This window comes from Aurantiacibacter gilvus, from assembly GCF_038289935.1.
Taxonomy (GTDB): Bacteria; Pseudomonadota; Alphaproteobacteria; order Sphingomonadales; family Sphingomonadaceae; genus Alteraurantiacibacter; species Alteraurantiacibacter gilvus.
In genome coordinates, this window is sequence record NZ_JBBYHV010000002.1 from 747,528 (window position 1) to 767,547 (window position 20,020).

The window sequence follows — 20,020 nt, forward strand, 5'->3', positions numbered from 1 at the left end:
TGGATTTGGCCACATCGGGTCCGATGGGCGCTTAGGTTGGAGCTTCGACAATGTCGAGAAGGCTGGCGCTCTTTTTTCCCGCCCTGCTGGTGCCCGCTCCAGTACAGGCGCAGCACGAGCCGCCGCCCGCATATGGTCCCGCCGATCGGGCTACCGAGACCGATCCCGACGCCGATGTGCCGCTGGTCGAGGCCGAACCCTGCGAGGAAGAGATCCGCGAAGACGGCGCCATCGTGGTCTGCCGCGAACTGCCAGACACCGAGCGCTACATGTCGCCCCTGCCCAAGCCCGTGGAATCGGACCGGACGGTAATCCCGGGCCTGACCGAACCGCCGTGCTGGATTCAGCCGCGCGGCGGCATCTGCGTCCGCTTCGGCAGCGTGCCCGAATACCCGCCGATCATCGACCTGTCGGCCTTCCCCGAACCGCTGAGCGAGGAGGAAGCCGCCGCTGTCAGTGCCGTCGACAACGAACGCGAAGCCCAAGCGCTCACCGGCGAGCGTGTCCCCATCGACTTGAGCGAAGACGACTAGCCGAGCAGGCGCATCACCAGCGGCTCTTCCACCAGGCTGGGCGAACCATCTAGGACGTTGAGTGCAGCCGTCACGGAGCTTTCCGGGCCTTCGTGGGTGACCATGGTCACCAGCACCGGATCGCCATCGGTGTCGTCCGGGTGGCCCTGCTGGATCATCGATTCGATCGAGACACCGGCATCGCGCATGGCGGCGGTGATCTCGGCCAGCACGCCCGGACGGTCTGCCACCATGAAACGCAGGTAAGCGCGGCTGCGGCGGTTGCCGGGATCGGCAGGCTTGCTTGCCTCGAGCGAGGCCACGGGCAGCGAGAAGGGTGCCGTCGCATTGCCGCGGGCAATGTCGATCAGGTCAGCGACGACAGCGCTGGCGGTCGGACCATCGCCCGCGCCAGCACCTTCAAACAGCAGGCGGCCGACATGGTTGCCTTCGGCGACCACGGCATTGGTCGGGCCGTCGACGCTGGCGAGCGGGTGGCTGCGCGGGACGAGGCACGGCGCGACGCGCTGGAACAACCTGCGCTCGCCGCCGCTCTCGTCGCAGTCGGAAATGCCCAGCAGGCGGATGACATAGCCGAGCGCGCGGGCCTGGGCGATGTCGGCAGAGCGGATGCGGGTGATGCCCGAGGTGTCCACGGCAGCGAAGTCGAGCTCGGTGCCGAAGGCCACGCTGGCGAGGATGGCCAGCTTGTGCGCGGCATCGACGCCTTCGATATCGAAAGCGGGATCCGCCTCGGCGTAACCCAGCGCCTGCGCATCAGCCAGTACTTCGCCGAAGTCGCGGCCGGTGGTCTCCATTTCGGAGAGGATATAGTTACAGGTACCGTTGAGGATGCCGTAGATTCGCTCGATGCGATTGGCGGCAGCGCCTTCGCCCAGCCCCTTGATCACGGGAATGCCGCCAGCAACCGCAGCCTCGTAGCGCATCGGCGTGCCGCGGTCTTCGGCAAGGCGAGCCAGCTCCAGGCCGTGATGGGCGACCATGGCCTTGTTCGCCGTCACGAGCCCCTTTCCGCCGGCCAGCGCCTTGCGCGCCAGGGCAAGTGCGGGTCCATCGGAGCCGCCGACCAGCTCCACCACCACGTCGACATCGTCGCGCCCGGCGAAAGCCGTCATGTCGTCTTCCCAGGCATAGGGGGACAGGTCGACGCCGCGATCCTTGGACCGTTCCCGCGCCGAAACGGCGACGACTTCGATGCGCCGCCCCGCCCGCGCCGTAATCAGCTCGCCATTGTCCTCCAGCAAGCGCAGCACGCCCGCGCCCACGGTACCCAGTCCTGCCAGTGCGATTCGCAGTGTTTCGGCCATCGAGATTCCTGTCCGCCCCTTGTCCTTGATTCCAGGCGGAACCCGTTAGGCAGTGTCGGCCCGCTTGGCCAGAGCAGTTCGCCTTGGTTCAGGTAAAGCGGCGCTCGCAGGCGCCCAGTTCGGCGAGCACGAAGGCATAGTCCGCACGCGCCTGCTCTTGCGAGGCGCGATCGCGCTGGAGGAAGGCATCGGTCGGCAATTCACGCGGGAGGAAGCAGGCGAATCGGAACCACGCCAGCGTTTCCGGCTCGGGCGGCTGTGCCGAGGCATCGACCAGTTCGCCCATCGACACGCCCCATTGGGGTGCCATGCCGGGGCGGCGAATCACCGTCAGCGACACCGGCGCGCCATTATCCGTTTCGACGAACATCTGCGTTTCCGATTCGCCAGCGAGGTTGCCCGGCACCGAAATCACGTCGCGGAGGCCAATGATCCCCGGGGGAACGTCGGACGAAGCCAGCTGGGTCAGGACCCGCCGTACGCGGGCCTCGATTCGCGGTCCGTGCGGCAGCATGGAACGCGAGGACAGCAACTGGAGCGCGCCCGGCTGGGTCGTCGAAAGGTCGCCCATCAGCAGGAAACGGCGCTCTTCCAGGTCAGGCGGGTCGCCATCGGCCAGACGTCGCTGGTCGACCACGAAAACCACTGTTTCCCCGATGCTTGTCGGGGCTTTCAGCAGAGCCTGGGTGAGCGCCTCTATATAAAGGCGGACATCGCCCGGACCCACTCCGGGAGCCCGCTCCGGCGGGAAAGGTATCTGTTCCTCGACCTGCACGATCGCCACCGTGTCGGCCTGCATGGCCATGGTCACCAGGTCCGCATATGTGGGTGCCTGCGACGCGGGCAATTCGGACACGGCTTCCACCTGCGGCTGGGCTGCGGTGATCGTCGAACAGGCACTGGCAAGCAGCGCCGCACCGACTGCGGCCAGGGGGCGCGAAGCAGGCGATTTCAGGCGGAAAATGGGGCTCATGGGATGGGCTTTCAAAGGACGTGATCGGGGCACGGCAGAGCCGTGTTCTTAGCGCAAGATTCCCCCTCGCGGATAGTTTTGCCCGCACAAACGAGCGATTCATTGCTGAATCAGCGGTTAATCGGAAAAGGGTTTGCTAGAGTCTGTGATGGCCGTTAAGAGCCGCCGAGGTCTGTCCCGCACACATAAAAAAACAGCGGGCGTGGCACTTCAGGCACAGCTATCGATTGTGTCATGCAGATGCCGCAGCTCTTTTGGGGCTGGACAAGAAATCACAGGGACTGTCAGGGTGCGAATCCTGGGACCCATAGTGGCCGGGTGCGAATCCGGTCGGTTGTTAAACGGAGTGAAGGGACTGGATGGCTTACGCTGACCAAGAAATGAGCGGCAGTCGAGTTGTTTCGATTGTCATCGTTGCCCTCATCCACGTTGCGATTGGCTACCTGCTGATCACCGGACTCGCCATGTCGGCGGTGAAGGAGATCGTCGAGCGGGTGACCACAGTGGATATTGAGGAGCCCGAGCCGGAGCCGGAGGAGGAGCCCCCGCCACCGCCCGAACCTGAAACCGCGCCGCCGCCGCCTGTCGCGCCGCCGCCGCCAATCAATGTGAGCGTGGCACCGCCGCCGATCCAGACGCAGACGCGCATTCCGCCGCCTGCCCCTCCCGCGCTGACGATTCCGCCGCCGGCTCCGCCGGCACCGCCCCCGGCACCGCCGCCGCCGCCGTCACAGGCACGCCCGGCCAGCCCGGACGGCCAGGCTCGCTGGACGCGTCGTATCATCGAGAACTACCCGTCGCGCGCCCTGCGTCGTGAAATCGAGGGTACCGTCGGGGTTTCCGTCACGGTGAACGCAGAAGGCCGCGTATCGGCTTGCCGCGTGACCCGCTCGGCGGACCCGATCCTCGACGAAGCAGCTTGTGACGACCTGACTCGTTACGGGCGGTTCAACCCGGCTCTAGACGCTGCCGGCAACCCGACGACGGGCAGCTGGTCGACCAATATCGTTTACCAGATCAACTGATCTAACTGATTTTCTCTAGGAAGAGGACTAACTCGCATGCTTATCGACATTCTTGCCGCAGGTGGGGCGGAGGCCCCCGCCCAGAACTTCGGCTTCATGGAAGCCATGGAACAGGGCGGCCCCGTCGCCTGGTCCATCCTGGCCATCCTGGTCATCCAGTCCGTTGGCTCTTTCTACATCCTGTTCACGAAGATCTTCGAGCAGAACAAGGTGATGAAGGAATACCGTACCAACCGTGCGGCTTTCTGGCGCGCCGGTTCGCTGAAGGAAGGCGCCACCAAGTTCGACAAGGACAGCGCCTGGCGCCAGCTCGTCGACGACGGCATCCGCGCCGGCGAAGAATCGGACAAGATGAGCGACAGCCTCGAATCGCACGACTGGCTGCACGGCACCCTGATGCGCTCGGAAAGCGCCATCATGGCCAAGCTGAACGGCGGCCTGCCGTTCCTCGCCACCGTCGGTGCAACCGCACCGTTCGTCGGCCTGCTCGGCACCGTGATCGGTATCTACCGCGCTCTGATCAACATCGGCATGTCGGGTTCGGCATCGATCGACAAGGTCGCCGGCCCGGTGGGTGAGGCCCTGATCATGACCGCTATTGGTCTGCTCGTGGCTGTTCCGGCCGTGTTCGCCTACAACTACCTGATGAGCCGCAACCGCAAGATCTCGGCGATGCTGTCCGGCTTCTCGACCGACCTGCAGGCCAACATCACCTCGAACGGTGCTGTGAAGCCGGCCATTCGCGCTGCTGCCGCTCCGGCTGCCAAGGCCAAGACGGCCCCGGCAACCGCCAAGCCGGCCGCTCCGAAGGCCTGATAGGCCCAAGGCAATAATGCAATGGCGGGCGCTTTCGCATGCGAGCGCCCGCCACCAGGTTTCAGACGTGAGATAGGACGAGAAACATGGCCATAGCAATGGGAGATGGTGCCGGCGATACGCCGATGTCGGACATCAACACCACGCCGCTGGTGGACGTCATGCTGGTGCTGCTGATCATCTTCCTGATCGCGGTTCCGGTGGCCATCCAGACAGTGGAAGAGCTCGAGATCCCGATCATCGAGACGGTCGAATCCGACGACAAGGTGGAAAACCTGCTGATTACGGTGACCACCACCGACAGCGAGGGACGCACGCCGGGCACGATCAACACAGCTTTCACAGGTGCTACCCGCGAAGGTGAGTGCCGGATCTTCCTCAACAACACCACCTTGGTGGATTCCAGCGACCTGCGTCGTGCCGCTTTCGAGCGCCTCGATGCTATCGTGCAGAATGCCGGCGGAGCGGATGCCATCCGCGCCAACCCCGAGCTGATTCCCCAGGTGCACATCCGCGGCGACATCAACGCCCCGTGGAAGTGTGTTGCGGGCACCATCTTTAACGTGCAGGCGGCCGGTTATCCGACCGTCGGGTTCATCTCGAACCCGGTCGACCCGAACGGCTGATCGGCACGCGGACCAGAATTCAAGGAGTAAGCTACCATGGCAATGTCAGGCGGCAGTGATGATGGCGAACCGATGATGGACATGAACATGACGCCGTTGATCGACGTCCTGCTCGTGCTCCTCATCATGTTCATCATCACCATCCCGGTCGCGACCCATGCGATTAATATCGACCTGCCCTCGCCGGATCCGAATCCTCCGCCAGAGGACCAGATCGACCCGATCAAGAACAAGATCGTGCTGACCCAGGGCGGCCAGATCCTGTGGAACGCCACGGCGATCAACGAAGGCGAGCTGGTGCGAAACCTGCAGGAAACGCTGACCTTCTCGGTCGAGCCCGAACTGCAGTTCGAGCCGGAAGAGTACGCCGCTTATGATACTGCAGCCCGCGTGCTGGATATCATCAAGACCTCGGGCGTGACCAAGTTCGGCTTCGTCGGCAACGAACGTTACCGCGTCTTCGATTGCGGCGGTTGTCCGCCGCTGGAAGATCGCGAAGAAAACTAGGTCTTCGGATCAGCGAAATGGAAAAGGGGCGGAGCGATCCGCCCCTTTTTTTGTCTGTCATCCGCTGGGCGCGGGCCGGCACACCGGGCATTGAATGCAAGACTTGACGGTCGCCTATTTATGTGATGTTATCTTGTTACATTTCGGAAAGGAGGCATTTCATGGCAATCCGTTCCCGTTTGCTCGAGCGCAGCTTCAACCGGCTCCCCGAGCCGATGAGCCAGCTCAACATCACTCCCTTGATCGACGTCCTGCTGGTCCTGCTGGTGATGCTCATCCTCTCCATCCCCATCGCCGTGAACCGGCTGGACGTCGACTTGCCGCAGGGCCCTGACATCACCCTTGCCGAACAGCCCGAAGTGTCGCTCGTCGTGCGCGAGAACGGGGCCGTGCTTTGGGATGGCGAACCTGTCAGCAACGAAGAGCTGGCACAGCGCCTGCAAGCTGCAGCAGCCTGGCCCGAAACGCCCGTGATCCGCTTCGAGCCCGATGCCCTCGCCAGCTATGACGCCTCCGTGCAGGTCATCAACCAGGTCAGCGATGCGGGGATCGACAAGTTCGCCTTCATTGGCAACCACCGGTACCGTGAGTGGGATGCGGACTAGGACCTGTCCTACAGGCCGCGTGAGCATGCACTCCTGGAGGCATGCTCAAGCGGCCGACCAGATGCCCCTCAACCCGTGAATTGGTATGCAGCAAAAAGGGCACCCGTTTTTCCCTCCAGGACACTGTCACACCTGTAACACCTTGGTCATGGCAACACGCCTCAACCGAGGTCGACATCCTCCTCTGGCTGCCCCACCCGCATGGCCGCCCCGGCCAGCGTCTCCGCCTCCAGCAGCAGCTCGTCGTCCGCCCCGCCCTGCGGGACCGCCTCACGCCCGATCATCACCATGACCGGAACCGCCAGCGGGCTGACGTAGTCGAGCGTGACGTGGTCGAGCCGCTCCGCCGCCGTGTCGAGCAGGTCGCCCAGTCGCGCCACGTCGGTCATCTTCGAGCGGGCATCGGCCCAGGCCGCCTGGATCAGCACATGGTCCGGCTCGTACTTGCGCAACACGTCGTAGATCAGGTCGGTGCTGAAGGTGACCTGCCGCCCGGTCTTGCGCTTGCCGGGGTGCTGCCGCTCCACCAGTCCGCCGATCACCGCCACCTCGCGGAAGGCGCGGCGCAGCAGGTGTGATTCCTGTACCCAGTCGATGAACTCCTCGGTCAGGATGTCGGGTGACAGCAACGGGCGCGGATCGGTGACGGGCTTGAGGCCCCAGACCGCGAGCGAATAGTCGTTGGCGACGAAGCCGCCCGGCATCAGGCCCAGAGCCTCCATCCGCGCGGTGATCAGCATTCCCAGCGACTGGTTCGCGTTCCAGCCGGTGAAGGTATAGTAGACCGTGTAGTGCCGCTTGGCGTGGGGGAAGCTCTCCACCAGCAGGCGATCCGGCCCCGGCAGGTGGCTGCGCCAGTCCTGCACCTCCAGCCATTCGCGCACGTCGTCGGGGAAACGGCCCCAGCCCGCGCGGTCCATCAGCAGGCCCTGCACCCGGTCGGCCAGGTGCGTGGTGAGCGGCAGGCGCAGGCCGCTGTAGCTGGGGATCGAGGCCGCCTTCTTGCTCGCGCGGACGATGAGTTCCATGTCCTTCAGCAGTTCGACCTCGAGGTTCACCCCGCTGAACTGGAAGGTATCGCCGGGCCGCAGGGAGGCGGCAAACCGCTCCTCCACCTTGCCCAGCGAGCGGCCATTGCGGAAACGCACGTTGAGCATTTCGCTATCGACGATGATCCCGGCATTCATCCGGTGGCGGTGCGACTGTTCCGGATGGGTGAGCCGCCAGGTGCCATGCTTGTCCCGCGTGATTCGCTTGAACTTGTCGTAAGCGCGCAGGGCGTAGCCGCCGGTCGCCACGAATTCGAGCACGCGGGAAAACTGCGCCTTGTCGATGTGCGCATAGGGCCAGCACGAGCGGACCTCTGCCAGCACTTCGTCCTCGTGCAAGGGGGCGGCGCAAGCGCAGGCCATCACGTGCTGCGCCAGGACATCGAGCCCGCCGGGGCGGAAGTCCTCGCCGTCGCGCTGACCCTCTTCCACGGCTTGCAGCGCCGCCGTCGCCTCGAGGAATTCAAACCGGTTGCCCGGCACCAGCAGCGCCCGGCTCGGCGTATCCAGCCGGTGACCCGCGCGGCCAATGCGCTGGAGCAGGCGCGAGCTGCCCTTGGGCGCGCCCATCTGCACCACCAGGTCGACATCGCCCCAGTCGACGCCGAGGTCGAGGCTGGCGGTACAAACCAGCGCGCGCAATTCACCGCGGGCCATGGCCCCTTCCACCTTGCGGCGCGCTTCCTTGGACAGCGAGCCGTGGTGGATGCCGATCGGCAGGTTGTCCTCGTTGGCGTCCCACAGGTTGCGGAAGATGTACTCCGCGAGGAACCGCGTGTTGGTGAAGACCAGCGTCGTGCGGTTGTCGCGAATACGCTGGTACAGCTGCGGGATCGCCCATGTGGCGGCATGGCCGCCCCACGGCACCCGCTCTTCATCCGGCAGCAGGATTTCCAGTTGCGGCTCGGCACCCTTCTCGCCCTGCACCAGTTCCACCGAACCGACATCGCCCCAGGGCGCAATCCAGCCGCGATAGCCCTCGGGATCGGACACCGTGGCAGAAAGCGCTGCGCGCTGCATGTCGGGCGCAATGGCTTGCAAACGGGACAGGGCAAGCGCCAGCAGGTCGCCGCGCTTCTGGGTGGCGAAAGCGTGGATCTCGTCGACCACCACCCGCTTGAGGCCAGCAAACAGGGTGAAACTGTCCTCGAAACTGAGCAGCAGCGACAGGCTTTCGGGCGTCGTCAGCAGGACATGCGGCGGACGGGCGCGCTGGCGCTTCTTGCGGTCGGAGGGGGTATCGCCGCTGCGGGTCTCGATACGGATGGGCAGCCCCATCTCCTCGACCGGCGTGACGAGGTTGCGCTGCACGTCGTGCGCCAGCGCCTTGAGCGGGGAAACGTAGAGCGTGTGCAGGCCTTCCGGCGGCGCCTTGTCGCCCAGCCGCGAGGGACAGAAGTCGGCCAGCGTCGGCAGGAACCCGGCGAGTGTCTTGCCAGCACCGGTATCGGCCACCAGCATGGCGTGCTGGCCCGCATCGGCGGCCGCCAGCATGTCCAGCTGGTGCTGCCGGATGCGCCAGCCCCTGCCGGCGAACCAGTCGGAAATTTCGGGAGGGACTGCAGCCTTGCTCACAGACCCGGAGGTAGTGGCCTATTGGCCAGCGGCCAAGTCCGCTCCCGCCGCGTCAGCACGGCGAGAGCGGGAATTGGATTACTCGGCAGGCGTATCCGTCGTGCCGCCCTTCAGCGCGTCACGGACTTCGCCGAGGCGCTGGTGGATGCCGAACAGCACCATGTAGACTTCGATGATGATGCGCCACATGAGCACACCGAAGCATGCACCGATAACCGAACCGACGATCATGCCGAGACCGGTAAGCGGGCTGTAGCCCATGGTCGTGACAGCCAGGCCCAGTGCGAACAGCAAGTAAAGCGCGATGCCGATCAGGCCGATCCAGTAAACAACCTTGAGCACCGCCGGTGCCACCATCTTTTCGAACTGGAAAAGATCGCCGAATGAAAAACCACCCATAAAAGCCCCCTCTTTGGTTGAGCAGGGCGCTAGTCGAACACCGAAGTGCCGACGAGTCAATGTTTTCGCGGTGTGCGAGCCGCCTTGGCTCGTTTCGGGGCGCTGGATCGGTGCGGCGACGCAGCCTAGTGTCCCACGCTTTCGCCGCGCTCCAGACCACTCAAGGCCAGTTGTTCATCGATCAACGCCAGCAGCCGCTCGAGACCTTCCTCGCTGTCGCTTTCGGCGCGCGCCACCAGCACGTCCTGCGTGTTCGAGGCGCGCAGCAGCCACCAGCCGTCGGGCGTGTTCACGCGCACGCCGTCGGTGGCATTGACCTCGATCCCTTCGGGCACGTCGTCACCCGTCAGCCGCGCCTTGACCTCGTCGATGGCGGCGAATTTGCGGCTCTCGTCGACCTGGAAGCGCATTTCCGGGGTGTTGAGCATCTGCGGCATGTCGCTGCGCAACTGCGTCACCGACTTGCCCAGCCGCGCCGAGGCCGCCAGCAGACGCACGCCGGCATAAAGCGCGTCGTCGAAGCCGTAATATTCATCCGCGAAGAAGACGTGCCCGCTCATCTCGCCCGCCAGCGGCGAGGAAACTTCCTTCATCTTGGACTTGATCAGCGAGTGGCCAGTCTTCCACATCAGCGGCTTGCCGCCGCAGGCCGACACGTGATCGAACAGCGCACGGCTGGCCTTCACGTCAGCGATGATCGTCGCGTTGGGTAGTCTTGCGAGGAGGTCCTCAGCGTAAATCATCAGTAGCTGGTCACCCCAGATGACGCGGCCTTCGCCGTCGATGGCGCCGATCCGGTCGCCATCGCCGTCAAAGGCCACGCCGAAGTCGAGGTTCTTCTCGGCGACAAGCTTGCGCAGGTCGGCAAGGTTCGCCTCGACGGTGGGATCAGGGTGATGGTTGGGAAAATTGCCGTCGACTTCAGTGAACAGCAGGTGGTGCTCACCCGGAAGGCGCTGGGCGAGGAGCTCCAGCGCAGGCCCGGCAGCTCCGTTCCCGGCGTCCCAGCCGACCTTGATGCCGGAAAGCGCTGCCTCGTCCACCCCCGCGAGCGCAGCCAGCATTCGCTCGACATACTCGTCGATGATATCGACGCTCTCGACGCTGCCGGACCCGTCGATCCAGTCCCCTTGCGCGGCCATGTGCCCCAGTGTCTGGATATCCTCGCCGAAGAAGGGCCGCCCCCGAAATACCATCTTGAAGCCATTGTAATTGGCAGGATTGTGGCTGCCAGTTATCTGAATGCCGCCATGCACTTCGTCGGCTGAGGCTTCGGCGTAGTAGAGCATGGGAGTCGCACCCATGCCGATGCGGCGTACGTCGCAGCCGCTGGAGGTGAGTCCTTCCACCAGTGCATGTTCGAGCATGGGAGAGCTGACGCGACCGTCGTAGCCCACGGCCACCATGGGTGTATCGACCTTGCCATCCAGGTCACGTCGCAGCAGCGTGGCAAGGCCACGACCGATGGCGCGGGCATCGTCCGGCCCCAGCGTTTTGCCAATGATCCCGCGAATATCGTATTCCCGCAGGACGGTAGGATCGAATTGGTGGTTCATTCTAGCTCCTTGGAGACTGGCCCAAGGCGCTATTCCACACCCTTGGGCAATTCGTCCAGCAACAGGTCGCGCGCGGCATTGGCCTCGTGCACCTGGTCGTTGGTGCCACCCTTGTCCGGATGGACCATGGCGACAAGCCGCTTGTGCGCGGCAATGATGTCAGAGCGGTTGGCACGCGCTTCGACGCCCAGCAGGCGGCGTGCGCGAAACACGGCCTGGTTGCGCGTGGAGACCTTGGGCTGCCACGGCCAACGACCGGTGATCCAGCGGAAGAAGAGTACCCCGAGCGCGGCGAGGACGACGAACTTTGCCACCGCCCTTACGCCATCTCGGCCACAGGCCGCGTGGCCGTGCGCGAAGTCTCGTCCCGGCTCGGGGGCATGGGCAGGCGCAGGTTCGCCACCAGGCTGCGCACTTCCTGCCGCGCGACAAGGTGGCTGGTGCCCAGCTCGCCGAGATGACCCTTGTCGAGCAGGGTCAGTCCCGAGGGGAACAGCTCGCGGTAGATCACGCGTTCGGACAGGCCCTGCGACACGCGGAAGCCCACGCGCTTGGAAAGCTCGGTCAGCGCCTGGTCGATGCGCCGCTGGTTGCGCGCGTCGGTAAAGCCGGTGCGGTTGCGCACCACGACCCAGTCCATCTCGCGCTTCTGCTGCTCGAGCTGTGCCCGGCTGCGCTTGATACGCGCTTCCCAGATCAGCTCGGCATAGAAGCTGAGCTTGCGGACCTTGAAGGTCTCGGCATCGACGTGGCCGATCAGGTCGAAGTCGACAAAGCTGTCGTTCATCGGCGTTACCAACGTATCCGCGCTTGCAGCCACATGGCGGGCGAAGGGATCGTCGCGGCCCGGCGTGTCGAACAGCAGGAAGTCCGCGCCCTCACCAATGCGCGCGGCCTCTTCCTCCAGCATTTCGATGGAGTCGCCGTGGCAGATGTCGAACACCGGCCCCGGCAGCTCCACGTTCCGGCGGCGCTGGGTCTCGGCGCGGTTCTCGCAATAGCGGAAGAAGGTCTTCTGCCGCGTATCGAGGTCGAGCGCGGCGACCCTTGCCCCCTGGTAGGCGAGCGCAACGGCCACGTGCACCGCAGTGGTGGACTTGCCGGTGCCGCCCTTTTCATTGGCGAAGACAATCCGGTGCGGTGCTGCCATGCTTGGCCTTTCTCTCGGGGTTGCAGGCCGCTAGGCCAGAGATCGTAGTCTATCCGAGGTCCAGCCGCATGCAAACCGCCACTACCCTGAAAGACCTGCGCCAAGCTGTGGATGAATTGCGCGGCCCTGACGGCAAGGGGGGCACGATCGCCCTCGTTCCCACCATGGGTGCCCTGCACGAAGGGCACCTGGCGCTGGTGCGCGAGGCAGCGAAGAAGGCCGATCACGTCGCGGCCTCGATCTTCGTCAACCCGCGCCAGTTCGGCCCCAACGAGGACCTCGACGCCTATCCGCGCCAGCTGGCGGAGGATTCGGCCAAACTGGAAGCCGAAGGCGTCGCGCTGCTCTGGGCTCCGACGGTCGAGGTCATGTATCCCGAAGGCTATGCCACCAATATCAGCGTCTCCGGTGTCACCAGCGGGCTGTGCGGGGCAGACCGCCCCGGCCACTTCGACGGCGTGGCGACGGTCGTGTGCAAGCTGTTCAACCAGGTGCGCCCGGACATGGCCCTGTTCGGCGAGAAGGACTGGCAGCAGCTCGCCGTGATCCGCCGCATGGCGCGCGATCTCGACCTGGTGCTGCCGCATGTCGATGCAATCCACGGCGTGCCGACCGTGCGCGATGAAGACGGCTTGGCCAAGAGCAGCCGCAATGCCTACCTCTCGGCGGAGGACCGTGCTGCCGCTGCCGTGCTGCCGCGCGCAATGGACGCGGCCATCGCCGCGATTGCCGGCGGGGCGGCGCTGGCCAAGGTGCTTGCCTTGCTGAAGGCTGCGCTGCTCGACGGCGGCTTCGCCAGTGTCGACTATGCCGAAATGCGCGATGCCGATTCGATTGCCCTGCTCGACCACGACAACAGCAATGCCCGCCTCTTCGTCGCCGCCCGCATCGGCGGCACCCGCCTGATCGACAACAAACCGGTGACAGCATGACCGAAGACGATTTCCGCCAATATGTCGCCGCCTTCAACGCGGCCGATTTCGACGGCTTCAGCCGCTTCTATGCCGACGACGTCGTGTTCGAACTCGGCAGCACCAAGCGGATCGAGGGAAGGCAGGGCATTGTCGACTTCTACAAGCTGGTGCGCAGCCGCATCGACGAGGAAGTCGTGCCCCTCGGCCTGCTGCTGGGCCCGCGCAATGCCGCCATGTACTGCCGCACGACTTTCAGGACGCTGGTCGATTGGCCCGACTACGAATTCGGCGCCACGAAGGCGGGCGACGTGCGGACGGTCGAGACTATCGCCTGGTACGAACTCGACGGGAGCGGCACGCGTTTCACCCACATCCGCGGCGGACGGTTCAAGCCCTGACGGCCCTTCTTCCACCCCGCTAGATGTTGTGCATCACGCCCAGTGCGCCGCCCACCGCGCTTACCAGGAGGACCGGGAACTTGCCCAGCCAGCCACTGTCACGCAGCGTGGTGAATCGGAAGGCCAGCCAAACCAGCAACCCGATGCCGAGGCCATAGCCCGCGGCAAAGCCGACATCCTGTCCGGGCCGATGGAAAATCTCGTCGGAGCCGGCGCCGGACAGCTTGCCGATAACAAAGGCGATCAGCGCCCCGGCAAATGCAGATGCCCACACTTTCCAGCCGATAAGCTGCGGCTGCCCGGTTACCCGTCCTTCGTTCATCAACTTGCTCCTGTTGCCCGTGTTCGGCGAACAGGTTGGACGAGCGGTGCACGGCCGAAAATGCCACAGGAGTGGTGCCCTGGTCAGGAGATGCCGGATAGGGAGGCTGGAGCGGGTAAGGGGAATCGAACCCCTCTAGCCAGCTTGGAAGGCTGGAGCATTACCACTATGCTATACCCGCCCGCTCGATGGCGCGATTGCCACTGCTTTGGGGCCGTCGTCAAGCGCCCTGATCAAAGCCGGCGCGATCATCGTCATCTGCCGGGGGCGGCGCGATGCGCACTTCGACCCGGCGATTGGCGCGCCGCCCGCTTTCGTTGGGCGTGCCGTCAGGCAGGGCGTTGGGGGCAATCGGGTTCTGTTCACCGAAAGCGATTACCCGGATCCGGCTGTCGGCCACTCCGCGCTCTACCAGCCATGCGGCAACAGCTTCGGCGCGTGCGCGCGAAGAGCGAAGGTTGGCCTGGTCGTTGCCGCCCGAATCGGTATGCCCTGCAAGGATCACCGGCCAGTCTTCAGCCAGGGCATCTTCTCGGAGCAGTTGCTCAAGCAATCGCTCGGCGGCCGGGCTGATATCAGAGCCGCTGGCGAAGGGGATGGTGAGGTCGACCGGCTCGGTCGGCTCTTCTACCAGCGGGACGTCGATCGCGCTGTCGTCCCGCAGGATCGAAGCGGCGGGCGAGGATTCCGTGGCGCTGGGAGTTGCGGACGGTTCTGCGGTGGGATCAGGTTCTTCGACCGGCGGATCGCCCTCCCCTTCGCCGGCGCGGCGGACATCGCAAGCGGCCAGCGAGAGGACCAGCGCTCCAGCGGCGACCATAGTCATGGGTTTCGACATATCCTGCATCCTTATTGTGCGGGCACTTTGTTGCCGGCTTCGCCGGTCTTCTTCTCGGTTTGCTCCTCGACTGCCACCGTGCGCGGCGGGGAATAGGAGACGATGGTATCGCCCGGTTCGGGCTCGGGCCTTGCGGCATGGGTGAAGAAGCGGAGCGTGCCGTCGGGCTTGATCAGCAACAGCATGTTGGTGGCCTTGGGCAGGTTCTCGCGTGCGTCTTCGATATTGTACTGGTCCGACAGCTTGGTGCGGCGGAATTCCCAGCCTTCGGTCTGGCGCTGCTGCACGTCCTCCACGCCGAAGCCGGAACTGAACAGCGAGCGGCCGCGCAGTGAATCCGGCATGGCGCGCGGATCGTTGTCGTCGCTCGCTTCGCCCAGCTGGTAGACGCTGTCGGTACCGATTTCGGGGGCGAACTCGGAGCAGACCAGGGTGTTGTAGGCCTCGTTGTCCGTGGCCGCGATCAGCACATGGTATGGCGCAAGATCGAGGTTGTGCTCGGTCGCCTCGTTCAGGATCTCGCCGTGGTACGTGGGAAGCCCGGCGGCGCGCGCGGGCTTGAGCCGCTGCCAGCTGGAATCGACCAGCATGACCGGCGTCTTCAACTCGTGCATCTGTTTGGCCAGGGCGATGGTCCAGCGCGTGGCACCCACGATCAGCAGGCCGGGACGCGTCGCGCCTTTCACCTTCAGCAGGCGCGCTACGAGGTCGATGGTAAAGCCGTGGGCGACAATCGTGGTGACGACGACGGTGAAGCTCAGGCCGATGAGGATAGTGCCGTTGGCATAGCCCAGTTCCTCCAGACGCAGGGCGAACAGGCCGCAGATGGCTACCAGCACGATACCGCGCGGGGCGATCCAGGCGAGGAACAGGCGCTCGTTCCATGGCACGTCGGAGAACAGCAGGCTGAGGAGGACGGTTGCCGGGCGCACCACGAACAGCACTGCCAGCAGGAACAGGCCGAATTGCCACTCGAGCTGCCGCAGCTGTTCAAGGTCGAGGCTGGCGGACAGCAGGATAAAGATGCCCGACACCAGCAGCACGGCGATGTTCTGCTTGAAGGGGTGGATCGAGCGAAGGCTGGAAACATGCATGTTGGCGAGCGCGATGCCCATCACCGTCACGGCCAGCAGGCCTGCCTCGTGCTCGATCTGGTTGCAGAGGACGAAGGTGCAGATCACCGCCACCAGCAGCATGGGCACCTTGAGGAATTCCGGCACGAAGCCGCGGGGGAAACTCCATGCGATGACCCATGCAGCAGCAAAGCCGATCAGGCCTGAGATGCCTGCCGCAATGGCGATTTCGGGAACGACCTCATAGACCGAACTGCCACTGGCGGTTGCGCGCAGCACTTCGTAAGCAATCACCGCGCACAGCGCGCCGAAGGGATCGTTGACGATGGCTTCCCATTTCAACAGCGTTGCCGGGCGTTGCTGTACCGAACTCTGGCGCAAGAGGGGCAGGACCACGGTCGGCCCCGTCACCACCAGCACACCGGCAAAGAGGATGGCAATGGGCCAGACGAGGCCCGCAATATAGAAACCTGCCAGAGAGCCGAACAGCCAGGCGAGCGGCACACCGAAAATCACCAGCCGCCACACGCCGCCGCCATATTTACGGAACTCGCGAAAATCGAGGCTCAGCCCGCCTTCGAACAGGATCAGGGCGACGCCGATGGAAACCATCGGCTCCAGCAAGTCGCCAAAGGCATGCGCGGGATCCATGACCCCCAGCACGGGGCCGGCAAGGATGCCGGCGGCGAGCATCAGCACGATGGCGGGCCAGCCGGTGCGCCAGGCCACCCACTGGGCGCCGATGCCAAGTGCACCGACGAGCGCAATTACCAGCGCTTGTTCTTCCATTCAGAGCCCGTCCTGTCGCCCGAGAATACTACCGATGGTCTACCAACGCCTTATCAGGCCCGAATATCCCACAAGGGTCAATGGCCTGAAAATTCCACAAGCGCCCGGGCCTCGACCTGTGCTTCCGCAAGCGCCTGCGAGCCGGAGAGTTCGGGCAGGTCCACCACGAACAGGGCGTGGTTTACCACGGCCCCGGCGCGGCGCAGCAGATTGGCAGCGGCAACAGCCGTGCCGCCTGTCGCCAGCAAGTCATCCACGACCAGCACGTGTTCGCCGTCATTGATAATGGTCGGGTCCAGCTCCAGCGTGGCGACACCGTATTCGAGGGCATAGTCCTCGGCGATGGTCTCGACGGGCAACTTGCCCGCCTTGCGCAAGGGAACGAACCCCACGCCGAGCCGCAGCGCCAGGGCCGTGCCGAAAATGAAACCGCGCGCCTCGATACCGGCGACCTTGGTGGCGCCCAGCGGGGCGGCCATGTCGGCCAACATGTCGATGGATGCAGCCAGCCCCTCGCCATGAGCGAGCAGGGTGGTGATGTCGCGAAACTGGATACCGGCCTTCGGAAAATCCGGGATCGTGCGGATGAGCGCCTTGAGCTCGCCGCGCGTCAAATCCCGGTTCCTCCTGTCAGCGCGATGGACTTCAGTCCTTGCGCGGCTTCACCGCAGCCCAGACCTGCTTCTTGGCGAACCAGGCAAGGATGGTGGCGAAGAGCAGGAAGCCCAGCACGGCCCAGCCGGTCTGGCGACGCTTCACCAGCTGCGGTTCGGCGGTCCACATCAGGAAGGCCGACACGTCAGCCGACATCTGTTCGATGGTCGGTTCCGGGTTGCCTTCGGCGTAGGTCACCTGCCCGTCCGTCGTCAGGGGCGGAGCCATGGCGAGGTTGAGGTTGGCGAAATACGGGTTGTGGTGCAGGCCGGCGCCAGGTGCGGAATCGGGGAACTCTTCAAGGAGCTCTTCCGACGGCGGGGCATAGCCGGTCAGCAGCGAATAGATGTAGCTCGGGCCGCCTTCGCGAGCCTTGGCCATCAGCGACAGGTCCGGCGGGATGGCGTTGTTGTTCGCCGCCGCAGCCATCACGTCGTTGGCATAAGGCGCCGGGAAGTAGTCGGTCGGCAGGGCCGGACGCGTGGTCGCTTCACCGGTGTTCGGGTCGATGCCGGCCACGGTGATCGTGGCGGCTTCGGCCTTCACCTGGTCTTCGGTGTAACCGAGCTGCTGCAGGTCACGGATGGCGACGAAGTCGAGCGAGTGACAGGCCGAGCAGACTTCACGGTAGACCTGGTAACCGCGCTGCAGCTGGGCATAGTCCCAGGTGCCGAGGACACCTTCGAACTGGAAGCCACCGTCGGGGCCGTGGGCCTCCTGGTGGAAGGCATGTTCGGCGGTCTCTTCTTTCAGATAGCCCTGGTCGATGACCGTAAGCACACCAGAACCAAAGGCCAGCAGCACGATGAAGCTGAAGCCAAGACCGATCAGGATACCAACAAGGCGGATCATTTTCTCGTCTTTCCCTTAGCTCAGGCCGTGGCCTGGGCTTTGTCGCCCAGCACTGCATTGTCGTCCGAACCCAGCACTGCCTCGGTAATCGAGAACGGCAGCGGATCGGGTCGTTCGATCGAAGAGATGATCGGCAGGATCACCAGGAAGTGCAGGAAGTAATATGCCGTCGCGATCTGGCTGATCATGACATACGGCTCTTCGGCCGGCGCGCCGCCGCAATAGAACAGCACGGCCATAACCGGGATCAGCCCGAACCAGAAGAACTTGCGGAACAGCGGGCGGTAGTGGCCCGAACGCACCGGCGACTTGTCCAGCCACGGCAGGAAGAACCACACCAGGATGGCGCTGAACATGGCCAGCACGCCCCACAGCTTCGCCGGCAGGATGAAGTCGAAGGTGAAGGCGCGCAGGATCGCGTAGAACGGGTAGAAGTACCATTCGGGCACGATGTGCGCCGGGGTCGAGAGCGGGTTCGCCTCGATATAGTTGTCCGGATGGCCCAGCATGTTCGGCATGAAGAACACGAAGGCGAAGAAGATGATCAGCGCCACGCCCAGGCCGAAGCCGTCCTTGGCGGTGTAATAGGGGTGGAACGGCACGGTGTCCGACTCCTGCTTCACTTCCACGCCCGTCGGGTTCGACGAGCCGGGGATATGCAGCGCCCAGATGTGCAGGATCACCGCACCGGCGATCACGAAGGGCAACAGGTAGTGCAGGCTGAAGAAGCGGTTCAGCGCGGCGTTATCCGGCGCGAAGCCACCCAGCAACCAGGTCTTGAGGCCCGGGCCGATCAGCGGAATGGCCTCGAACAGGCCGGTGATGACCTGCGCGCCCCAGAAGCTCATCTGGCCCCACGGCAGAACGTAACCCATGAAGGCAGTTGCCATCATCAGCAGGAAGATGACGACGCCCAGCAGCCAGATCATTTCGCGCGGCGGCTTGTACGAAGCGTAGAAGAGGCCGCGGAAGATGTGGATGTAGATGACGATGAAGAAGAAACTGGCGCCGTTGGCGTGCGTGTAGCGCATCAGCCAGCCCCAGTTGACGTCGCGCATGATGTGCTCGACCGAACCGAAGGCAACCAGCGTGTTCGGCGCATAGTGCATGGCCAGCACCACGCCGGTCACGATCTGCAGCACCAGGAAGAATCCGGCGAGCACGCCGAAGTTCCAGAAGTACGAGAGGTTGCGCGGCACGGGGTAGCCCGCGCCCACGGCGTTGTAGACGAGGCGCGGCAGCGGCAGCTTCTCGTCGAGGAAGCGCATCAACGGGTTCTGCGGCTGGTAGTCCTTGGCCCAGGGAAAGCTCATGTTCTTCTCTCTCGCCTCAGCCGATCACGAGCGTCGTGTCGGAAATGGAATATTCGGGAACCGCCAGGTTGGTCGGCGCGGGACCCTTGCGGATACGCGCGGCGGTGTCGTAGTGCGAACCGTGGCAGGGGCAGAAGTACCCGCCGAATTCGCCCTTGTTCTCGCCTTCGGCAGCACCCAGCGGCACGCAGCCGAGGTGGGTGCAGACGCCCATGACGACGAGCAGCTCTTCGTGCCCGGGCAGGGTGCGCTCCGCCAGCGTCTGCGGGTCGCGCAGCGAATCGACATCCACCGCGTTGGCGGCCTCGATTTCATTCGACGTCAGGCGGCGCACGAACACCGGCTGCTTGCGGAATACGGCCTTGATCGACTGGCCGACTTCCAGTGCGCTGATGTCCAGCTCGGTCGTGCTTTCGGCCAGCACGTCTGCCGACGGCGACATCTGCGTGACCAGCGGCACCAGCGTTGCCAGCGCGCCTACGCCCGCTGCCGAAACTGCTGCGATTTCGATAAAGTCGCGACGGCGGACGCCGTCTTCGCCGGTGACTTCTGCCACTTCAGCATTGCCCGTGGTGGTTGCCATACCCTTGCCTTGCCTGCCACTTGCGCCCGTTTGGCCTTAGCCTTGGGCGCGCATGATGAGAACCCTGTCATAGCCGCACGGGGAACCCTTGCCGGGTGGCGGCTTGGCGCGGCTGATAGACGAGCAAATCCGCCATGCCAACCCGCGATGTGACACTTATGTT

The 20,020-nt window shown here is 64.5% G+C and carries 22 protein-coding genes and 1 tRNA gene; 8 read left to right on the forward strand and 15 right to left on the reverse strand.

What is annotated here, in order from left to right:
* Positions 1–50 precede the first annotated feature (50 nt).
* Complete coding sequence (locus tag AAEO60_RS13555) at positions 51–533, forward strand: hypothetical protein (protein ID WP_341674243.1); 483 nt, start codon at positions 51–53, stop codon at positions 531–533.
* Here the strand turns inward: AAEO60_RS13555 and AAEO60_RS13560 are convergent.
* Together AAEO60_RS13560 and AAEO60_RS13565 are read right to left on the reverse strand one after the other, a co-directional pair.
* Positions 530–1,840: a homoserine dehydrogenase gene (locus AAEO60_RS13560; protein WP_341674244.1), complete on the reverse strand. Its 1,311-nt coding sequence runs from the start codon at positions 1,838–1,840 to the stop codon at positions 530–532. The genes AAEO60_RS13555 and AAEO60_RS13560 overlap by 4 nt on opposite strands.
* Positions 1,841–1,928: 88 nt before the next feature.
* The gene (locus tag AAEO60_RS13565) at positions 1,929–2,813 is read right to left on the reverse strand and encodes a hypothetical protein (protein WP_341674245.1); all 885 of its coding nucleotides are present in this window, start codon (positions 2,811–2,813) and stop codon (positions 1,929–1,931) included.
* 380 nt (positions 2,814–3,193) lie between these two features.
* Here AAEO60_RS13565 and AAEO60_RS13570 point away from each other — a divergent pair, with 380 nt between their 5' ends.
* From AAEO60_RS13570 to AAEO60_RS13590, 5 genes are all read left to right on the forward strand, one after another.
* Positions 3,194–3,838 carry an energy transducer TonB gene (locus AAEO60_RS13570; RefSeq protein WP_341674246.1) on the forward strand — a complete coding sequence of 215 codons (645 nt, stop codon included), beginning with the start codon at positions 3,194–3,196 and terminating at the stop codon, positions 3,836–3,838.
* A 36-nt stretch (positions 3,839–3,874) separates the two neighbouring features.
* Positions 3,875–4,654 carry a MotA/TolQ/ExbB proton channel family protein gene (locus tag AAEO60_RS13575; RefSeq protein ID WP_341674247.1) on the forward strand — a complete coding sequence of 260 codons (780 nt, stop codon included), beginning with the start codon at positions 3,875–3,877 and terminating at the stop codon, positions 4,652–4,654.
* An 86-nt stretch (positions 4,655–4,740) separates the two neighbouring features.
* Complete coding sequence (locus AAEO60_RS13580) at positions 4,741–5,280, forward strand: ExbD/TolR family protein (RefSeq protein WP_341674248.1); 540 nt, start codon at positions 4,741–4,743, stop codon at positions 5,278–5,280.
* A gap of 36 nt (positions 5,281–5,316) precedes the next feature.
* Positions 5,317–5,787, forward strand: a complete 471-nt coding sequence (locus AAEO60_RS13585) for an ExbD/TolR family protein (RefSeq protein WP_341674249.1) — start codon at positions 5,317–5,319, stop codon at positions 5,785–5,787.
* Positions 5,788–5,948: 161 nt separating this feature from the next.
* Entirely contained in the window at positions 5,949–6,392 is a 444-nt protein-coding gene (locus AAEO60_RS13590) for an ExbD/TolR family protein (RefSeq protein ID WP_341674250.1), read from the forward strand.
* A gap of 161 nt (positions 6,393–6,553) precedes the next feature.
* On the opposite strand, the gene AAEO60_RS13595 is transcribed toward AAEO60_RS13590, so the two are convergent.
* The 5 genes from AAEO60_RS13595 to AAEO60_RS13615 all read right to left on the reverse strand — a co-directional run bounded on the left by AAEO60_RS13595 (position 6,554) and on the right by AAEO60_RS13615 (position 12,121).
* Positions 6,554–9,016 carry a ligase-associated DNA damage response DEXH box helicase gene (locus AAEO60_RS13595; protein ID WP_341674251.1) on the reverse strand — a complete coding sequence of 821 codons (2,463 nt, stop codon included), beginning with the start codon at positions 9,014–9,016 and terminating at the stop codon, positions 6,554–6,556.
* 78 nt (positions 9,017–9,094) lie between these two features.
* On the reverse strand, positions 9,095–9,415 hold the full coding sequence (locus tag AAEO60_RS13600; protein WP_341674252.1) for a DUF4282 domain-containing protein: 321 nt from the start codon (positions 9,413–9,415) through the stop codon (positions 9,095–9,097).
* A gap of 125 nt (positions 9,416–9,540) precedes the next feature.
* The gene (gene pgmG / locus AAEO60_RS13605; protein WP_341674253.1) at positions 9,541–10,971 is read right to left on the reverse strand and encodes a phosphoglucomutase/phosphomannomutase PgmG; all 1,431 of its coding nucleotides are present in this window, start codon (positions 10,969–10,971) and stop codon (positions 9,541–9,543) included.
* Between the two features lie 29 nt (positions 10,972–11,000).
* Positions 11,001–11,285 (reverse strand): J domain-containing protein, encoded by a 285-nt coding sequence (locus AAEO60_RS13610; protein WP_341674254.1) that lies wholly within the window; start codon positions 11,283–11,285, stop codon positions 11,001–11,003.
* A 5-nt stretch (positions 11,286–11,290) separates the two neighbouring features.
* Entirely contained in the window at positions 11,291–12,121 is an 831-nt protein-coding gene (locus AAEO60_RS13615) for a division plane positioning ATPase MipZ (RefSeq protein WP_341674255.1), read from the reverse strand.
* A gap of 68 nt (positions 12,122–12,189) precedes the next feature.
* Between AAEO60_RS13615 and panC the strand changes: the two genes are divergently transcribed.
* Both panC and AAEO60_RS13625 read left to right on the forward strand, forming a co-directional pair.
* A complete protein-coding gene (gene panC, locus AAEO60_RS13620) occupies positions 12,190–13,053 on the forward strand; it encodes a pantoate--beta-alanine ligase (protein ID WP_341674256.1) in 864 nt (287 codons plus the stop codon).
* On the forward strand, positions 13,050–13,433 hold the full coding sequence (locus tag AAEO60_RS13625; RefSeq protein WP_341674257.1) for a nuclear transport factor 2 family protein: 384 nt from the start codon (positions 13,050–13,052) through the stop codon (positions 13,431–13,433). Before panC ends, AAEO60_RS13625 begins: the two co-directional genes overlap by 4 nt.
* Positions 13,434–13,452: 19 nt before the next feature.
* On the opposite strand, the gene AAEO60_RS13630 is transcribed toward AAEO60_RS13625, so the two are convergent.
* The 8 genes from AAEO60_RS13630 to petA all read right to left on the reverse strand — a co-directional run bounded on the left by AAEO60_RS13630 (position 13,453) and on the right by petA (position 19,857).
* A complete protein-coding gene (locus AAEO60_RS13630; RefSeq protein WP_341674258.1) occupies positions 13,453–13,755 on the reverse strand; it encodes a hypothetical protein in 303 nt (100 codons plus the stop codon).
* Positions 13,756–13,862: 107 nt separating this feature from the next.
* Positions 13,863–13,936 (reverse strand) — tRNA-Gly (locus tag AAEO60_RS13635).
* Positions 13,937–13,975: 39 nt separating this feature from the next.
* Positions 13,976–14,593, reverse strand: a complete 618-nt coding sequence (locus AAEO60_RS13640) for an OmpA family protein (RefSeq protein ID WP_341674259.1) — start codon at positions 14,591–14,593, stop codon at positions 13,976–13,978.
* An 11-nt stretch (positions 14,594–14,604) separates the two neighbouring features.
* Positions 14,605–16,455 (reverse strand): cation:proton antiporter, encoded by a 1,851-nt coding sequence (locus tag AAEO60_RS13645; RefSeq protein ID WP_341674260.1) that lies wholly within the window; start codon positions 16,453–16,455, stop codon positions 14,605–14,607.
* 77 nt (positions 16,456–16,532) lie between these two features.
* Positions 16,533–17,069, reverse strand: a complete 537-nt coding sequence (locus AAEO60_RS13650) for an adenine phosphoribosyltransferase (protein WP_341674261.1) — start codon at positions 17,067–17,069, stop codon at positions 16,533–16,535.
* A gap of 31 nt (positions 17,070–17,100) precedes the next feature.
* Positions 17,101–17,961, reverse strand: a complete 861-nt coding sequence (locus AAEO60_RS13655; protein ID WP_341674262.1) for a cytochrome c1 — start codon at positions 17,959–17,961, stop codon at positions 17,101–17,103.
* A 20-nt stretch (positions 17,962–17,981) separates the two neighbouring features.
* A complete protein-coding gene (locus AAEO60_RS13660; RefSeq protein ID WP_341674263.1) occupies positions 17,982–19,274 on the reverse strand; it encodes a cytochrome b in 1,293 nt (430 codons plus the stop codon).
* A 16-nt stretch (positions 19,275–19,290) separates the two neighbouring features.
* Complete coding sequence (gene petA / locus AAEO60_RS13665) at positions 19,291–19,857, reverse strand: ubiquinol-cytochrome c reductase iron-sulfur subunit (protein WP_341674264.1); 567 nt, start codon at positions 19,855–19,857, stop codon at positions 19,291–19,293.
* Positions 19,858–20,020: the final 163 nt, after the last annotated feature.

Coding starts and splice junctions, on each gene's coding strand:
- AAEO60_RS13555 (WP_341674243.1), top strand. CDS start 51: ATGTCGAGAAGGCTGGCGCTCTTTTTTCCCGCCCTGCTGGTGCCCGCT.
- AAEO60_RS13560 (WP_341674244.1), bottom strand. CDS start 1,840: ATGGCCGAAACACTGCGAATCGCACTGGCAGGACTGGGTACCGTGGGC.
- AAEO60_RS13565 (WP_341674245.1), bottom strand. CDS start 2,813: ATGAGCCCCATTTTCCGCCTGAAATCGCCTGCTTCGCGCCCCCTGGCC.
- AAEO60_RS13570 (WP_341674246.1), top strand. CDS start 3,194: ATGAGCGGCAGTCGAGTTGTTTCGATTGTCATCGTTGCCCTCATCCAC.
- AAEO60_RS13575 (WP_341674247.1), top strand. CDS start 3,875: ATGCTTATCGACATTCTTGCCGCAGGTGGGGCGGAGGCCCCCGCCCAG.
- AAEO60_RS13580 (WP_341674248.1), top strand. CDS start 4,741: ATGGCCATAGCAATGGGAGATGGTGCCGGCGATACGCCGATGTCGGAC.
- AAEO60_RS13585 (WP_341674249.1), top strand. CDS start 5,317: ATGGCAATGTCAGGCGGCAGTGATGATGGCGAACCGATGATGGACATG.
- AAEO60_RS13590 (WP_341674250.1), top strand. CDS start 5,949: ATGGCAATCCGTTCCCGTTTGCTCGAGCGCAGCTTCAACCGGCTCCCC.
- AAEO60_RS13600 (WP_341674252.1), bottom strand. CDS start 9,415: ATGGGTGGTTTTTCATTCGGCGATCTTTTCCAGTTCGAAAAGATGGTG.
- pgmG (WP_341674253.1), bottom strand. CDS start 10,971: ATGAACCACCAATTCGATCCTACCGTCCTGCGGGAATACGATATTCGC.
- AAEO60_RS13615 (WP_341674255.1), bottom strand. CDS start 12,121: ATGGCAGCACCGCACCGGATTGTCTTCGCCAATGAAAAGGGCGGCACC.
- panC (WP_341674256.1), top strand. CDS start 12,190: ATGCAAACCGCCACTACCCTGAAAGACCTGCGCCAAGCTGTGGATGAA.
- AAEO60_RS13625 (WP_341674257.1), top strand. CDS start 13,050: ATGACCGAAGACGATTTCCGCCAATATGTCGCCGCCTTCAACGCGGCC.
- AAEO60_RS13630 (WP_341674258.1), bottom strand. CDS start 13,755: ATGAACGAAGGACGGGTAACCGGGCAGCCGCAGCTTATCGGCTGGAAA.
- AAEO60_RS13640 (WP_341674259.1), bottom strand. CDS start 14,593: ATGTCGAAACCCATGACTATGGTCGCCGCTGGAGCGCTGGTCCTCTCG.
- AAEO60_RS13645 (WP_341674260.1), bottom strand. CDS start 16,455: ATGGAAGAACAAGCGCTGGTAATTGCGCTCGTCGGTGCACTTGGCATC.
- AAEO60_RS13655 (WP_341674262.1), bottom strand. CDS start 17,961: ATGATCCGCCTTGTTGGTATCCTGATCGGTCTTGGCTTCAGCTTCATC.
- AAEO60_RS13660 (WP_341674263.1), bottom strand. CDS start 19,274: ATGAGCTTTCCCTGGGCCAAGGACTACCAGCCGCAGAACCCGTTGATG.
- petA (WP_341674264.1), bottom strand. CDS start 19,857: ATGGCAACCACCACGGGCAATGCTGAAGTGGCAGAAGTCACCGGCGAA.